This window comes from Thiovibrio sp. JS02 (assembly GCF_053485635.1).
This window is the reverse complement of sequence record NZ_CM130715.1, coordinates 2,319,314-2,334,256: the sequence shown is the minus strand read 5'-3', so window position 1 is coordinate 2,334,256 and position 14,943 is coordinate 2,319,314. Positions and strand designations below refer to the sequence as shown.

The window sequence follows — 14,943 nt, the reverse complement described above, 5'->3', positions numbered from 1 at the left end:
GAACCATAATTGAAAGGAATGACCATGTGGAATTTTCTCATCAAGATCAATAAACGGCTGGTCGTCGCCATTCCGGCCATGATGGCGGCCGGCTACCTTTTCGGTCTGGCCGCGGGCCCGGAGGTTCTGAAGATCCTCAAGGGACTGATCGTCCCGCTCACCTTCCTCATGGTCTATCCCATGATGGTGACCTTGAACATCAAGGCCCTGCGGGACGGGATCAAAAACGTCAGGCTGCAGTTTGCCGCCCAGTTCATCAACTTTGCCATCATTCCTTTTGTCGCCTATGGGCTCGGCCTGCTCTTCTTCAGGGAGCAGCCGTACATGGCTCTTGGCCTTTTGCTTGCTTCCCTGTTGCCCACCAGCGGCATGACCATCTCCTGGACCGGTTTTGCCAAAGGCAACATGGCCTCGGCCGTGAACATGACCGTGCTCGGACTTACCCTCGGTTCGCTGGCCACCCCATTTTATGTGCAGTGGCTGATGGGGGCCAGGGTGGAGGTGGATCTGTTCCTGGTGGTCAGGCAGATACTTTTCATTGTCTTTCTGCCCATGGCGCTCGGCTACGCGACTCGGCAGGCGTTTCTGAAAAAGTACGGGCCCCAGGAATTCAAGAAAACCTGGGCGCCCCGCTTCCCCTCTCTTTCCACGGTGGGGGTGCTCGGCATCGTCTTTGTGGCCATTGCCCTGAAGGCAAAGGGTATTGCCGCGCAGCCGGAGATTCTGGGGGCGATCTTTGTGCCGCTTCTGCTCATCTATCTGTTTAATTTCGGATTTTCCACCGTCGTCGGCAAGCTGTTTTTTGTCCGGGGCGACGCCATAGCTCTGGTTTACGGCACGGTGATGCGCAACCTTTCCATCGCCCTGGCCATCGCCATCAATGCCTTTGGCGCCAAGGGCGCGGAAACCGCGCTCATCATCGCGGCTTCCTATATTATCCAGGTGCAGTCCGCGGCCTGGTACGTAAAGTTCACCGATCGGATTTTCGGGCCGCCGGCAAACGATGAGTAGACGGCGAAGTTTGCAGAGAAAAGAATTGTGGGAATGTACCCTATAGGAGGACGTATCATGCGGAAAAAACGTATCGCAATTCCTTCCAACAATCCGGGCGGCCTCGCCTGTGAGCGCTCGGAGCATTTCGGCCATTGTGATCTTTTCACCCTTGTCGATATTGAGAACGGCAGGATCACCGGGGTAAACACCGTTGCCAATGTGGAGCATGGGGCAGGTGGCTGCATGGCGCCGGTGGGAATGCTCAGGGAGCATGGGGTGGACGCCATTGTCGTTGCCGGCATGGGCGCGCGCCCACTGCGGGGATTCGCCGATGTCGGCATCGATGTCTATTTTGCCGCGCAGCAGGCCTTTGCCATGGTCGAGGATGCGGTGGCAGGCATGCTCGCCGACAGGCTCATCCTCATGGAACCCACCCAGGCCTGCCAGGGTCAGGGCAATTGCCACGGGCATTGATCCATCTCATTGCGGGGGGTTGCAAAACAGCGTTTTTCACCCCCCCGCAATTCTCACTTCTTCGGTTTCGGGGCTGCTGTCTTCGATGATGAGGGCGGCCCCTTCCACCAGGGCCTTCGCCACTTTCTGGCGGGCAGCGGTAAGAATGCGCTGCACGGTGCCCCGCGAAATCCCCATGCTTTTTCCGGCTTCCGCCTGCGTCAGGCCGAGTTGATCGCAAAGGCGCAAGGCTTCCAGCTCGTCATGCTGAAGGTGAATCTGGGCCAGCTCCGCGAGCGGAGTGCGGGTGGGTTTGAAGGCCCGGCCGCAGACCCGCCCCTGGCAATGTCGCTCTTTTTTCGGTCTTGGCAATGCAAATCCCCCCCGCTTCTGATAATTACGACTGTACTGTACAGGAAAAAAACGCGGAGATAAACAGCTACCTGCCGTCGAATCGTGGCGCGGGAAAATGAGAGGAAACAGCGGCCGGACCGCGTGAGAACGAGGCGGTGGATGGTGGCGGAAAATCCGCATGCAACAAGGCGAACAGGGCAGGGAGCCTGGAAAAAAACAGGCGGATAAATCCTGTCATTTTTTGTTGACAAAGGCTGCGCCACTGGATATGGTCGTGTTCTGAATAACTATTCAGGTTTTATACGTGGGATACAATCGCCCTGCCTCGAAGGCCGCTTTCGGCTCTCGCAAACGGTGATGAAGGGCTTGGCGAGCGGGTTTTTATTGAAAACTTATTCAAATTACTTCAGTTAAGGAGGAATCGACAATGCCCAAGCATGCTACGCCTTTGTTGGATGAGCTCGAAAAAGGCCCATGGCCGAGTTTCGTCTCCGACTTGAAACGTCAGGCAGAGACAAAACCCCAGTGTTGGGACATCCTGGGTCAGCTTGAACTGTCCTTCAAGGACAAAATCACTCACTGGAAACACGGCGGCATCGTTGGTGTATTCGGTTACGGCGGCGGTATCGTTGGGCGTTATTCCGACGTTCCCAAGCAGTTCCCGGGTGTTGCCCATTTCCACACCGTCCGTCTGAACCAGCCTTCCAGTAAGTTTTACAGCAGCGCCAAACTGCGCGACATCTGCAACCTCTGGGAAAAGTATGGCTCCGGCATGACCAACATGCACGGCTCCACCGGCGACCTGGTACTGCTCGGCACCACCACCGACAACCTCGAGCCCCTGTTCTACGATCTGACCCATAATCTGAACCAGGATCTCGGCGGTTCCGGCTCCAACCTGCGTACCCCCTCCTGCTGTCTGGGCCGCGCTCGTTGCGAGTGGGGTTGCTATGATACCCAGGATCTTTGCCACAGCATGACCATGCATTACCAGGACGAGATCCATCGTCCGGCGTTCCCCTACAAGTTCAAGTTCAAATTCTCCGGCTGTCCGAACGACTGCGTTGCTGCCATCGCCCGTTCCGACTTTGCCGTTATCGGCACCTGGAAAGATGATATCCGTATCGACCAGGCTGCCGTGAAGGGCTACATCAAAGGGGAATTCGCTCCCAATGCCGGCGCGCATTCCGGTAAGGACTGGGGCAAGTTCGACATTAAAGCCGAGGTTCTTGACCTGTGCCCCACCGGCTGCATGTGGATGGAAGGCGATACCCTCAAGATCGACAACGCCGAGTGCACCCGCTGCATGCATTGCATCAACGTAATGCCGCGCGCTCTGCGGCCCGGTGTTCAGCAGGGCGCTACCATCTGTGTCGGCGCCAAGGCCCCGATTCTTGACGGCGCCCAGTTCGCCACCATGACCATTCCCTTTGTCGAAGTCAACAAAGACTCCGAATACGAAGAGATCGTCGAGATTATTGAGAAGATCTGGGATTGGTGGATGGAAGTTGGCAAGAACCGTGAGCGTGTTGGTGAAACCATCATGCGTATCGGCCTGCCGACCTTCCTGAAGGTTATGGAAGTAACCCCGGCTCCGCAGCATGTGAAAGAGCCCCGCTCCAACCCCTATGTGTTCTGGTCCGAGGACGAGGTTGAAGGCGGCTGGGATCGCGACGTTAGGGAATTCCGTAAGCGTCACGCTCAGTAATGTGAATGGAATAAATACAGCTAACTAGAACTTACACGTTACGATATAAGGAGGTTTATTATGGGTTACGATCCAGCGAATCCGATGGCCGACAGAATCACAGACATCGGTCCCCCACATTACGAGCAGTTTTTTCCGCCCGTCATCAAGAAGAACTATGGCAAATGGCTCTATCATGAGATCCTGCAGCCCGGTGTTCTGATGCACAAGGCAGAAGGTGGCGACGAGGTATACACCGTCCGCGTTGGTGCCGCCCGTCTGATCAGTATCGAATTCATCCGCGAGGTTTGCGACATCGCGGACAAGCATTGTGAAGGGTATGTCCGCTGGACCACCCGTAACAACATCGAATTCATGGTTGACGCCAAGGCCAAGGTTCAGCCACTGCTGGACGACCTGAAGAGCCGTGGCAACAAGTTCCCGGTTGGCGGTACTGGCGCCTCTGTCAGCAACTGCGTTCACACCCAGGGCTGGATTCACTGCCACACCCCGGCCACCGACGCTTCCGGTGTTGTTAAGGCCGTTATGGACGAGCTGTTCGATTACTTCACCAGCATGAAGCTTCCTGCCCAGGTCCGCGTTGCGCTGGCCTGCTGCCTGAATATGTGCGGCGCCGTGCATGCATCCGACATCGCTATCCTCGGCATCCACCGCAAGCCGCCGATGATCGACCACGATGCCATCACCGGCCTTTGCGAGCTGCCCCTGGCCATTTCCGCATGTCCGCTGGGTGCCGTTAAGCCCGCGACCGTCAAGAACAGCGCCGGTGAGGATGTGAAATCCGTTAAGGTAACCGCTGAGCGTTGCATGTTCTGCGGTAACTGCTACACCATGTGTCCGGCCATGCCGCTGGCTGATCCTGATGGTGACGGCATCGCCATCCTGGTTGGTGGTAAAGTTTCCAACTCCCGCAAGATGCCGATGTTTTCCAAGCTGGTTATCCCCTTCCTGCCCAACACTCCGCCGCGCTGGCCTGAGACCGTTAGCGCAGTGAAGAACATTCTTGAGACCTATGCCAAGGATGCGCGCAAGTATGAGCGTATCGGCGAGTGGGCCGCCCGGATCGGCTGGGAGAAATTCTTCGAGAAGACCGGTATTCCCTTCACCATCAAGTCCGTTGACGACTACCGTCTGGCTTACGATACCTGGAGAACTACCACCCAGTTCAAGTTCACCAGCCATATCAGATAATGGTGTGAGTATCATGTAGATCAGAAGGTCAGCAGCTCCTCTGAGCTGCTGACCTTATTCTGTTCTGAACCAGTTTGCTTGCTTAAACCCTTTATGAAGGAGTAAGTGACATGGCATTAAGCAAAGAAGAGCTCAAAGCAGCAATCCTTGAGAAAGCCATAAAAGCCCCCAAACCCCAGCTCTATGTTAAGGATTTTTATGCTTGCGATCCCGAGTCAAAACCCCGTGACGTGAAAAACGCAGCCAACGAGCTGGTGAAAGAAGGCAAGATGGACTTTTGGTCTTCCGGCAGCACCACCATGTATGCTGCGAAAGGACGTGCCAAGAACGAGGAAACCCGCGGCTGATTTTGCAACGGTTTCGGTTTGTTGAAAATGCAGAGGGTTTCCTCTGCATTTTTTTTTGCCCTGGGCCGGGTGGAGGATAATCTCCTCAGGCACGGCCCGGGGCATGAAGACATTTTTTCAATCCGCCAGGGGATGGGATGGGAACGTTATTCGAGCTTTTTGCCGCTGTTGATCAGGCTTTTTCCAGGGTGCGGGAAGCGCATCCCGGCGAGGTTCGCTGCGGCAGGGGATGCGAAGATTGCTGCCATGCGGTTTTTGATCTTTCCCTGGTTGAGGCGGTCAATCTGAAAAAAGCACTGGCGGCACTGCCATTGTCGGCGCAGGCGCAGGTACGGGCGGCAGCGGAAACAGCTCTTGGCCTCTGGCGGGGAATTGTCGACCAGGCCAAGGATCCGGCGAAAGAACGCATCCGTTGTCCGCTTCTCGGGGAGGGGGGAGTCTGTCTCTGTTATGAGGCGAGGCCCGTCAATTGCCGTACCTATGGGATTCCCACCGTCATCGGCGGCAAGGGGCATGTGTGCGGACTGTCCGGCTTTGAACCCGGGAAATCCTATCCCACCGCCAATCTTGCAGCCCTCCAGCAGGTGCTTTTCGACCTCTCGGCACAGCTGGCCGGCGAAGAACGAGGCCGTCTGCGGTGGCCCATCGCCGCCGTCATTCTGGGACAGGCGGGGATAGAGGATCTGGTCTGAGACAAAAAAAGTGGGGAAGAACCGGGGGAGGCCCCACCTTTGGCGGTAAGGCCCGTTGCCTCAACCTTTTTCCACTTCCGCCGCCTTTTTCAGCAGTTTTTCGGCAATCTTTGCATGCCGGAAGTTCTTGTGGATTGAAGCCGCCATCCGGTAAGAGTCGGCAGCCTTGGCGCGATCCCCGCAGAGGAGGTAGATTTCCGCCAGAGTTTCCAAGGTGTCCACCGAACCTTGCGGATTGCGGAGAGCCCCGTATTCATCGAGCACATCAAGATACAACTCGATGGCCTTCTCGTAATTCTTGGCGTCATACATCAGCTTGGCCTTTTTCTTTTCAATGGCAAAAAGGCTGAAGCGATCGGTGTGCTTTTGGCAGACGGCATAGGCGCGGTCGTAGTGACTGAGAGCCTTTTCCACCTCCCCTCGTTCGGCGCAGATGTCGCCGAGTTTATCGGAGGCATTGGCTATCCCGTTGTCGTCTCCGTCATGCTGAAAGCCGAGAAGGGCGTTGTGGAAGGCATTTGCGGCCTGGGAGGCGTCCTTGTTCTTCAAAAAATCGATGCCGGCCTCATAATCCTTTTGGGCCTGGCTCTTTTCTTCCTGTTTTTCGTCGGTGGCTGCTTGTTGCTCGTTCATGGTTCCTGTCTCTTGTTGTTGCGCAAATGCTGCAATGCTTCCTGGGCAAGTTGGCCCACGGTTGTCGCCATGGGTTTGCCTTGCTCGTATACAGTGACCTTCGCATCGTCGCTGATCAGTTTTTCGATTTCACTTTCAACCTCGGTGGCGAGGATCCTCCCGAAGAGGCGTACCGCATGTCCCCTGGTGTAGGAGTCTGCGTGCTCGATGTACGGAAAGAGGCTGTAGAAAGGGGTGGCCCGGACGATATCGGGCCGCTTTTCGGCAATGGTGCCAAGTGCCCAGAGAACCTGCACCCGCGTGGATGGAACCCCGCGATACATGAGCATGTGCCTGGCAAAGGCGCCATAAATGTCGGCCCGGGCCGCGATGATGGCGCCGATGGTTTCGAGCAGTCCCCAGTGGGTTGCGGCCGAGTCGGAACAGGCCTCGTAGAGCCGGTGCAGCAGGTCGCTGACCGCTCCCGGCTTGCGGGTTGACAAGCGCCTGCAGACCTGGCCGATGACATATGCGCAATGCCAGCGTTTTGCCTCGTCGGGATCATAGAGAAGGCGCTGCATGAAGCGCAGGGTTTTGAGGTCGTCGAGGGCGAGATCGACCAGGGAGTCGATATCTCCGGCCTCGACCATTTTTTTCACATCGAGCTTGTTGGCTTTTTTCAGCACCCGCTTGGGATCACGGACCGGTTCCATCTCCGGGATATCGCTTGCCGCGGCTTCCGGAATGATGGCCGCGTCCTTTGCCTTCCTGTGTTTGTCGAGTTTCTGGGAAAGGGCGGCCAGGTCCCGGTTGAGGCGGACAAAATAGAGCACCCCGGACACCTTGCGGCCGTCCACGTTTTTGGTCTCGTAGACTTGATGGGTCTGCTCGTCGTAGTTGTCGATGCGACCGGTGAGGTAATCCTCGTCCGGGAGCAATTCCCAGGCAAGATCCCAGTTGTCGTCGCAGGCGTGCACGATGGCTTCGACCATGGCGGCGCCCACATTGAAGCCGGTGGGGTCACAGGTGTATACCGCCCCGCACTGGCAGGTGCCCATGGTGAATTCATCCATCTTCCGCTGCACCGGTTCCTTGGGAACCCCCACATACTGGCCGCAGAACGGGCACCAGGGGCGGACCTTGATCTGTGCGTCCTTAACCATCTTACAGCTCTTGCTCCACTGCGGCAACGAAGCGGGGGTCGGCCTTGTAGCCCAGCGCCAATGCCTTGTCCAGGGCCTTTTTCGCTCCCTGGTAATCCTCGCCGTAGTAAAGGGCCACGGCAAGATTGTTGTGTGCCACTCCGAGGTCGGGTTCGAGTTTGATCGCTTCCTTGGCAGCCTTTGCCGCCAGGGTGAAGTCGCCGGCCATCACCTGGGCGGAAGAAAGATTGACCCAGGCCATGTGCATTTTCGGGTCGTTCATGGTGGCCTTGGTGTAGGAATCAACGGCCTTGGCGGCTTCGCCCTTCTGTTGCCAGATGAGGCCCACGTTGTTGTGTGCCTGGGCGAGTTCGGGGTTGATGCGCAGGGCGGTCATGTTTGCGTCCAGGGCCTTGTCGAGGTCGCCCTGTTCGAAGTAGAAGGCGCCCAGATTGATGTGGGCCTCCACGGAATGCGGATCGATGGCGATGCACTGCTCGATCTTGCGCAGCGCATCCGCCCGGCGGCCGGCCTTGCGATAGACCAGGGCCAGGTGATGGTGCGCCATGACGTTGTCCGGCAGTTCCTGGCATTTTTGCTCAAGCTCGGCAATGATCTTGCTCAGATCCTCTTGTTGTTGCGCAGACATGGAAAAGACCTCGTCGGAAATGGGTTGAAATCGTTAATCCGCTTTGTTGCTCGGGGAATAAAGCAGATGATGTTTCGAAGAAGAGATGGTACGGCGTGCGTTCCTCGTCGCTGGTTAAGGGCTATATTAAGCATGGGCTGCCCGGTCCGCAAGTGGGGAAAATTACCATATGGGGAAATTTTCGTCAAAATCTTTAGGGGCTGTCCGGCGGTGGGGCCGCGCATTCAGCATCTTGACAGCACCGGCGGGAGGTGGTCTTTTGTTGACGACCGGCAGGCGGTTTCTGAACAGTGTTTTTGTCCGCCGGAAACAGGGTGCTTGTTTTTCGGCGCTGTTGTTGAGACGCCGTGCGCGTGGTTTTGGCTCTCCCGCCGGACGCAGGAAGTATATTGTGGGAAGTGTTATGGTTATGAATGATACGGATGCATTCCCCGCCGCCGGCGGGGGCGCGGCGAAGGGACTGGTGGTCGGCGGCCTTGGCGGCGGCGCCGGCAAGAGCGTGGTGGCGGTGGGCCTCGTCGCCGCCCTTGCCCGCGAGGGCCGAACGGTTGTTCCTTTTAAAAAGGGGCCCGACTACATCGATGCGGGTTGGCTTGCCCAGGCTGCCGGATATCCCTGTTACAACCTCGATCCTTACCTGATGACTCCGGAATCCCTGCTGCACTCATTTTATCTCCATAGCCAGGGGCGTGAGGTGGTTATCATCGAAGGCAACCGCGGGCTCTACGACGGGGTTGACGCGGAGGGAACCTACAGCACGGCTGAACTTGCCAAGAGCCTGGGACTTCCGGTTCTTCTGGTGGTGGACTGCACCAAGACAACGCGGACCGTGGCCGCCATGGTTCTGGGATGCAAACTTCTTGACCCGGCGGTGAAGATCGGCGGGGTTGTCCTGAATCGGGTGGGGACCAGGCGACATGAAGATATCGTCCGGACGGCGGTTACGCGCTACACGGGCATCCCGGTGCTGGGCGCGATTCCGCGTTCAAAGCAGGATGTTTTTCCCCAGCGCCATCTCGGGGTGACCCCATGCCCGGAGCATGGGGCGGCCGAGGAGGCGGTTGCTCTTCTGGCGGATAAGGCCCGGCAGTATCTGGACCTCGCCGGCATCGCGCGGATCATGCAGGAAATTCCCCCTGAAATCCCGGGTCGGACGGAGGCGGTCCGTTCCGGCGCAGGCCCTGTGCGGATCGGCATCCTGAAGGATGCGGCCTTTCAGTTTTATTATGCGGAAAATCTTGAGGCCCTGACCGCGCTCGGCGCGGAGCTGGTGGAAATCAACGCCCTGCGCGCCCCGAATTTACCCGCTCTGGACGGCCTTTACATCGGTGGCGGTTTTCCCGAGACAAGCGCCCGGGAACTTTCCGCCAATGTTTCCTTTCGGGCCTCCCTGAAAAGAGCGGCCGAGGCGGGCCTGCCCATTTATGCGGAATGCGGCGGCCTCATCTATCTTGGCGAAAGCATGGTGCTTGAGGGGGAGACCTTTCCGCTGGTGGGCGTTTTTCCGGTGGAATTCGGCCTGATGAAAAAACCGCAGGCCCATGGCTATACGGTGCTTCGCGCTGAGGGCGGGAATCCCTATTATCCTGAGGGGACCGAGATCAAGGGGCATGAGTTCCGCTACAGCAAAATCCTGCGCTGGCAGGGCAGTGACGCCGACCTCAGTCTCGTCATGCAGCGCGGGGTCGGCTTCGTCAATGGGCGGGATGGGCTGGTATATAAAAATGTCCTTGCCCTTTACACGCATGTGCATGCGGCAGGTACCCCGCAATGGGCCGAAGGCCTGGTGAGACAGGCGGCGCGTCATCGAGAGGTGCAGGCGCGGATCTGACCGTCTGGCCATTGCCGCGAGGCCATGGCGGGCAGGGTATTACGTCTTTACCGGGGAGAGAGCGTGCAGCAGCATACCCACAAGGTTCTTCTCAGGCAGCAAAAGGAAGTCACGGTGCGTTGCCCGAAGTGTGGCGACTCCAAGACACTTGCCATGGAGAAGTATGGCAAAGAGCGCTGGTTGAGGATCATCTGCGCCTGCAAGTTTGCCTTTGACGTCGAGTTTGAGCACCGGAACAGGTTTCGGAAGCAGACCGCCCTCTCCGGTTACATGGAAAGGGTGGGCTCACGGATACATAACACGGACAGGCTGGCAAAGGTGCGCTGGGAAACGCAATCCATTCTCAGGCCCAATTGCACCATAGTCAATCTTTCCGTGGACGGAATCGGCATACGGGCCGGTGGCTCGCACGGGATCAGGAAGGATGACATCCTGAAGGTTCGCTTCCTGCTCGATGATTCCGTCGGCACCATCATTGAAAAGCTCTATCTGGTTGTCTCGGTGCAGAACGATTATCTCGGTTGCCGGAATCACCAGCCGGATCAACAGGATCAGAAGCTCGGCTTCTACGTCCTCTCCTGAAGGGCAGGCAGCCGCGCGGGGGGGGGCGCCCGCTCGGAATTTGCCGCGCGAGGCCTGCGGGGGAAACGCGGTGCTGGTGAGGATCAGTGGCTGGTGTAGGTGCCCAGTACCTTTGCTTCGATCTTCAGTTTGGTGGCGCCGTCCGGTTCCGGTTTTTCCCAGTGGATAAACTGTGCCACCACCCGCGCAAAGGGGCCGTTGTCTGTTTTGCATTGCTCGCAAATACTTTCCGCCTCGTCGCGGTAGATGACCACCTTGCTGGCGGGTTCTCCCGTTTTGTCCACGGCTGCCATTTTCTTGCAGCCGCAGTCCAGGCGGATGACGGCGACGCCGATGCCGTCGGGGCTGCCTTCGAGGATCCCGGCGATCATGGCCTCTTCGTTTTTCTGGGTCTTGAGCTCAAAGCTCACGGTTTTTTCTTTTTTCTTCTTCGATTTGATCTTCATTCTCTGGCTCGGTGTCTTGTCAAAAAAAGAGACGGGCAAAGCTGGGTACGCTGCGTTCTCAAGTTGGCTGGTATCCTAAAAGATCGGGCCGGACAGGTCAACAGGATTCGTTGCTTTTCCCGCAATGCCCATCTCCTTTGGGCATTGCGCTTTTTTATTGACAAAAAAATGTTGGTGAATTAGAGGGAGAGGGAATTCGAGTTTCGGCCTAAGAAACAATGGGTACGAAGTTCTGCCTGAAATATGCGGCAGCACTATCCTGTTTGTCAATTTTTGTTAACCTTATATGGAGGAAGAATTATGTGGCAGATCGACGTAGATAAGGACAAATGTGCCGGTGATGAGGAGTGTGTAAACGCTTGCCCCGCTCAGGTTTATGAAATGGTTGACGGCAAGGCCGAGGCTGTTAACGCCGACGAGTGCCTTGGTTGTGAGACCTGTGTAGAGGTTTGCCCCGAGGGCGCCCTCACCGTTACCGAGGTGTAATGTAGTCTTTTGCAGAACATTCTGTGAAGATTGTAGGCCTATCCCCGACCGTGGGGGTAGGCCTATTTATTTGGCCGGTTCGGAGAATGCCCTGCCGGGCAGGCAGCCTGTCTTGAGCGGGGAGTGAGGGAGGCGGATGCGCTGGTTGAAGAGATTCAAACCGAGTGCGAGTGTAAGGACCCATCTGGCGGTTGCCGCTTTGATGTGGAGTTTTATCGGCTTTTATCTTATGCTCAGAGGCTGCCTGCTGACCCCTGCCGTAAACGGCTGGCTGTTCGCCGCAGCCCTTGTCGGTGGCTCGTTCAAGGCCCTGTTCGTTCTTGACAGGGCCGCGCGAAAGAATATTGCCAGAATCACCTCCCGGCAGGATGGCGCTTGTCTCGGCGGCGTCTATTCCTGGAAGATGTGGGGCCTGGTGGTCTGCATGATGCTTGGCGGGCGCCTGTTGCGCGATTCCGGCGTGCCGACCGTTCTCATTACCGTCCTCTATGTCGCCGTTGGCTGGGCACTGCTTCTGTCGAGCAGGCTGCTGTGGCGGGCACGGTTCTCTCTTGCTGAAAAAATCGCCTGAAGCCTATGGGAAGCCTCTCCTGGAATAGAGTTGAGATAGATCTTGCCGCCCTGCGCCATAATTTTCGCCAGGTGCGTCAGTTGGTGGGGGGCGCGGTGCGGATCCTCGCCGTGGTCAAGGCCGATGCCTACGGGCATGGCCTGATCCCCTCGGCAAAGGCCTTTGCCGAGGCGGGGGCGAAGGCCTTTGCCGTGGCCGAGGTGGAAGAGGGCGTTTTGCTGCGGCAGGCCGGAATCGCCGGCCAGATTGTGGTCATGCTGGGCGTCGATTCGCAAGGTGTTGACGAGGTCATTGCCCATGACCTCACGCCCGTTGTCTATGATCTGGCCACGGTGCGGGATCTGTCCAGGGCCGCGGCCGCCGCCGGCCGGCGGGTGGGTGTGCAGGTGAAGGTGGACATGGGCATGGGCCGTCTCGGCATCCTGCCCCATGAATTTCAGGCCTTCATGACCAGGCTGGCGGAGTTTCCCCATCTGTATCCGGCCGGCGTACTCAGTCACTTCCCCAAGCCCGACGTGGAAGGGGACTTGGCAACGGAGGACCAGTGCGCCGCCTTTGCCCGGCTGCTTACGGAGGTGCCCGGATCTGGGAGCGGCGGGCCGATAAGGCATATCGCCAATTCCGCGACCATGCTGCGTTACCCGGCCATGCATTGTGATATGGTGCGGCCGGGCATTTCCCTCTATGGCTGCTATCCGGTCGGTTGGCTGGGCCGCGCCGTTGCCTTGTCGTTGCGGCCGGCCATGCGTTTCCGCACCCGGGTGCTGCAGGTCAAGGATGTACCGGCCGGGCAGGGCATCAGCTACGGCCATGCCTATGTGACCGACCGTGCCACCCGGCTGGCGGTTTTGCCGGTGGGTTACGATGACGGCTATCTGCGCAGGCTTGCCGGCAAGGCCGAAGTGTTGCTGGCCGGTCGGCGGGTGCCGATCCGGGGCATGATCTGCATGAACGCCTGCATGGCGGATATCACGGGAATTCCCTCGGTGCAGCCCGGCGATGAAGCCGTGCTGCTCGGTCGCCAGGGAGAGGCGGCGATCAGCGCCGATGACCTGGCCAAGTGGTCGGCCACCATCAACTACGAAATTCTCTGCCTGTTCGGTTCCTGCAATCGGCAGACCTACGTTGACAGCGAAGCGCGATGAGAGCGCGTTTGTTCAAAAAATAATGGGTTGAATCGTCATGATCAAGACACGTCTGAAACAACTGATGGATCAATGTTTTGCCGAGGGAGTGGCGAAGGGACTCTGGAGCGATGCGGCGGCCGGCGGCTATTCCCTGGAAGAGCCCAAGCATGCTGGGCAGGGCGATCTGGCCACCAATCTGGCCATGGTCGTCGCCGGCAAGGACAAGAAAAATCCCCGCCAGGTCGCCCAGCAGTTTGTCGAGATGATCGCGCCCCATAAAGACCTTCTCGACAAGGTGGAGATCGCCGGCCCCGGTTTTGTCAATTTCTTCATCAACAACAGTGTCTGGCAGTCGGTGCTGCCGGAGGTCGTCCGCCAGGACGCCGACTTCGGCAGGAGCACCGTCGGTGGCGATAAGAAGGTGCTGGTTGAGTTCGTCAGCGCCAATCCCACCGGCCCCTTGAGCGTCGGGCACGGGCGGCAGGCCGTGCTGGGCGACGCCATCGCCAGGCTGCTTGCCGCCACCGGTCACCGGGTGACCAGGGAGTATTACTACAACGATGCCGGCCGGCAGATGCGGGTGCTGGGCGAATCCACCCGGGCCCGTTATCTTGAGGAACTGGGCCAGCCCTTTTCCTTTCCCGAAGACGGCTACCAGGGCGAGTACATCCGGGAGATCGCCCGGGAACTGGTCAGGGAGAAGGGCGATTCCCTCAAGGATGAACCGGACGTCACCCCCTTCAAGAACAAGGCGGAGCAGGTAATATTCGACGACATCAATTCCACCCTCAAGCGCCTTGGTATTGTTTTTGACAATTATTACAACGAGCATTCCCTCTACGAAAACGGCCTGGTGGAGGATGTGGTCGCCACCCTGCGGGCAAAAGACCTTGCCTATGACAAGGACGGCGCCGTCTGGTTCAAGAGCACCGAGTTCGGCCAGTCCCAGGACCGGGTGATCATCAAATCCACGGGCGAGCCCACCTACCGGCTGCCTGATATGGCCTACCACCGGGAGAAATTCAAACGCGGCTTTGACTGGATGGTGGACATCTTCGGCTCCGACCATATCGCCACCGTGCCCGATGTTCTGGCCGGAGTCAAGGCCCTGGGCTATGATCCGGCCAAGGTCACCGTGGTTCTCCACCAGTTCGTCACCCTGATGCGCGACGGCCAGCAGGTGAAGATGTCCACCCGCAAGGCCACCTTTATCACGGTGGACGAGTTGATCGACATGGTCGGCGTGGATGTCACCCGCTTTTTTTTCCTGATGCGCAAGGCGGACAGCCAGCTTGAGTTCGATCTTGGTCTGGCCATGAAGGAAGGACAGGAAAACCCGGTCTTTTACGTGCAGTACGGGCACGCCCGGTTGAGCAGCATCCGCAAGCAGGCCGAGGCAAAGGGCATCGCCGCGGGCGTGCTTCAGGCCGCGCCTCTCGCCAGGCTTTGCCTGGAGGAGGAGACCAACCTGCTCAGGGCCATGGCCGCCTATCCCGGCCTGGTGGAGAGCGCGGCCATGGAGCTGGCGCCGCACCGGCTTGTTTTTTATCTGCAGGATCTTGCCGCCCAGTTCCACAGCTACTACAATAAAACCCGGATAATCAGCGAGGACGAGGAATTGACCCGGGCCCGGCTCTGGCTGGCGGATGCCTTGAGAATTGTCTTGCGCAACGGGTTGACCCTCATCGGCGTCAGCGCGCCGGAGAGCATGTGAGCCTGAAGGGGAGAGGGGGCGACGATTCCTCTCTGTTGCCCAACG

Annotated in this window: 17 protein-coding genes; 12 read left to right on the top strand and 5 right to left on the bottom strand. The window is 58.2% G+C overall.

All coding sequences use genetic code 11. The features are described 5' to 3' along the window. The first annotated feature begins 24 nt into the window (after nt 1–24). Both ACUUL3_RS10675 and ACUUL3_RS10670 read left to right on the top strand, forming a co-directional pair. Nucleotides 25–1,011, top strand: a complete 987-nt coding sequence (locus tag ACUUL3_RS10675; RefSeq protein WP_448551196.1) for an arsenic resistance protein — start codon at nt 25–27, stop codon at nt 1,009–1,011. A gap of 57 nt (nt 1,012–1,068) precedes the next feature. After that, complete coding sequence (locus ACUUL3_RS10670) at nt 1,069–1,467, top strand: NifB/NifX family molybdenum-iron cluster-binding protein (protein ID WP_448551194.1); 399 nt, start codon at nt 1,069–1,071, stop codon at nt 1,465–1,467. Between the two features lie 36 nt (nt 1,468–1,503). Here ACUUL3_RS10670 and ACUUL3_RS10665 read toward each other — a convergent pair whose 3' ends face one another. Next, nucleotides 1,504–1,818: a DUF134 domain-containing protein gene (locus ACUUL3_RS10665; protein WP_448551193.1), complete on the bottom strand. Its 315-nt coding sequence runs from the start codon at nt 1,816–1,818 to the stop codon at nt 1,504–1,506. 409 nt (nt 1,819–2,227) lie between these two features. On the opposite strand from ACUUL3_RS10665, the gene dsrA reads away from it, so the two are divergent. From dsrA to ACUUL3_RS10645, 4 genes are all read left to right on the top strand, one after another. Continuing rightward, nucleotides 2,228–3,508: a dissimilatory-type sulfite reductase subunit alpha gene (gene dsrA, locus ACUUL3_RS10660; RefSeq protein WP_448551191.1), complete on the top strand. Its 1,281-nt coding sequence runs from the start codon at nt 2,228–2,230 to the stop codon at nt 3,506–3,508. Nucleotides 3,509–3,568: 60 nt separating this feature from the next. Then, a complete protein-coding gene (gene dsrB, locus ACUUL3_RS10655; protein ID WP_448551189.1) occupies nt 3,569–4,699 on the top strand; it encodes a dissimilatory-type sulfite reductase subunit beta in 1,131 nt (376 codons plus the stop codon). Between the two features lie 110 nt (nt 4,700–4,809). Continuing rightward, on the top strand, nt 4,810–5,046 hold the full coding sequence (locus ACUUL3_RS10650) for a dissimilatory sulfite reductase D family protein (RefSeq protein WP_448551187.1): 237 nt from the start codon (nt 4,810–4,812) through the stop codon (nt 5,044–5,046). 137 nt (nt 5,047–5,183) lie between these two features. Next, the gene (locus ACUUL3_RS10645; RefSeq protein WP_448551185.1) at nt 5,184–5,738 is read left to right on the top strand and encodes a YkgJ family cysteine cluster protein; all 555 of its coding nucleotides are present in this window, start codon (nt 5,184–5,186) and stop codon (nt 5,736–5,738) included. Between the two features lie 60 nt (nt 5,739–5,798). Here ACUUL3_RS10645 and ACUUL3_RS10640 read toward each other — a convergent pair whose 3' ends face one another. Genes ACUUL3_RS10640 through ACUUL3_RS10630 form a run of 3 tightly spaced genes read right to left on the bottom strand, consistent with a single transcriptional unit; the run spans nt 5,799 to nt 8,141 of the window. Next, the gene (locus tag ACUUL3_RS10640; protein ID WP_448551183.1) at nt 5,799–6,371 is read right to left on the bottom strand and encodes a tetratricopeptide repeat protein; all 573 of its coding nucleotides are present in this window, start codon (nt 6,369–6,371) and stop codon (nt 5,799–5,801) included. After that, on the bottom strand, nt 6,368–7,513 hold the full coding sequence (locus tag ACUUL3_RS10635) for a DVU0298 family protein (RefSeq protein WP_448551181.1): 1,146 nt from the start codon (nt 7,511–7,513) through the stop codon (nt 6,368–6,370). Before ACUUL3_RS10635 ends, ACUUL3_RS10640 begins: the two co-directional genes overlap by 4 nt. 1 nt (nt 7,514) lies before the next feature. Continuing rightward, complete coding sequence (locus tag ACUUL3_RS10630; RefSeq protein ID WP_448551179.1) at nt 7,515–8,141, bottom strand: tetratricopeptide repeat protein; 627 nt, start codon at nt 8,139–8,141, stop codon at nt 7,515–7,517. Nucleotides 8,142–8,550: 409 nt separating this feature from the next. Here ACUUL3_RS10630 and ACUUL3_RS10625 point away from each other — a divergent pair, with 409 nt between their 5' ends. Together ACUUL3_RS10625 and ACUUL3_RS10620 are read left to right on the top strand one after the other, a co-directional pair. After that, on the top strand, nt 8,551–9,972 hold the full coding sequence (locus ACUUL3_RS10625) for a cobyrinate a,c-diamide synthase (protein WP_448551177.1): 1,422 nt from the start codon (nt 8,551–8,553) through the stop codon (nt 9,970–9,972). A 63-nt stretch (nt 9,973–10,035) separates the two neighbouring features. Continuing rightward, on the top strand, nt 10,036–10,554 hold the full coding sequence (locus ACUUL3_RS10620) for a PilZ domain-containing protein (RefSeq protein WP_448551175.1): 519 nt from the start codon (nt 10,036–10,038) through the stop codon (nt 10,552–10,554). A gap of 83 nt (nt 10,555–10,637) precedes the next feature. Here ACUUL3_RS10620 and ACUUL3_RS10615 read toward each other — a convergent pair whose 3' ends face one another. Continuing rightward, nucleotides 10,638–11,000, bottom strand: coding sequence for a hypothetical protein (locus ACUUL3_RS10615; RefSeq protein WP_448551173.1), 363 nt, complete (start codon nt 10,998–11,000; stop codon nt 10,638–10,640). Nucleotides 11,001–11,300: 300 nt separating this feature from the next. On the opposite strand from ACUUL3_RS10615, the gene ACUUL3_RS10610 reads away from it, so the two are divergent. The 4 genes from ACUUL3_RS10610 (at nt 11,301) to argS (ending at nt 14,898) form a co-directional block, all read left to right on the top strand. Further along, nucleotides 11,301–11,486, top strand: coding sequence for an ATP-binding protein (locus ACUUL3_RS10610; RefSeq protein ID WP_448551171.1), 186 nt, complete (start codon nt 11,301–11,303; stop codon nt 11,484–11,486). Between the two features lie 229 nt (nt 11,487–11,715). Further along, complete coding sequence (locus tag ACUUL3_RS10605; protein WP_448551169.1) at nt 11,716–12,057, top strand: hypothetical protein; 342 nt, start codon at nt 11,716–11,718, stop codon at nt 12,055–12,057. Between the two features lie 5 nt (nt 12,058–12,062). Further along, entirely contained in the window at nt 12,063–13,202 is a 1,140-nt protein-coding gene (gene alr / locus ACUUL3_RS10600) for an alanine racemase (RefSeq protein WP_448551167.1), read from the top strand. Nucleotides 13,203–13,239: 37 nt separating this feature from the next. Continuing rightward, nucleotides 13,240–14,898, top strand: a complete 1,659-nt coding sequence (gene argS / locus ACUUL3_RS10595; RefSeq protein WP_448551165.1) for an arginine--tRNA ligase — start codon at nt 13,240–13,242, stop codon at nt 14,896–14,898. Nucleotides 14,899–14,943 lie beyond the last annotated feature (45 nt).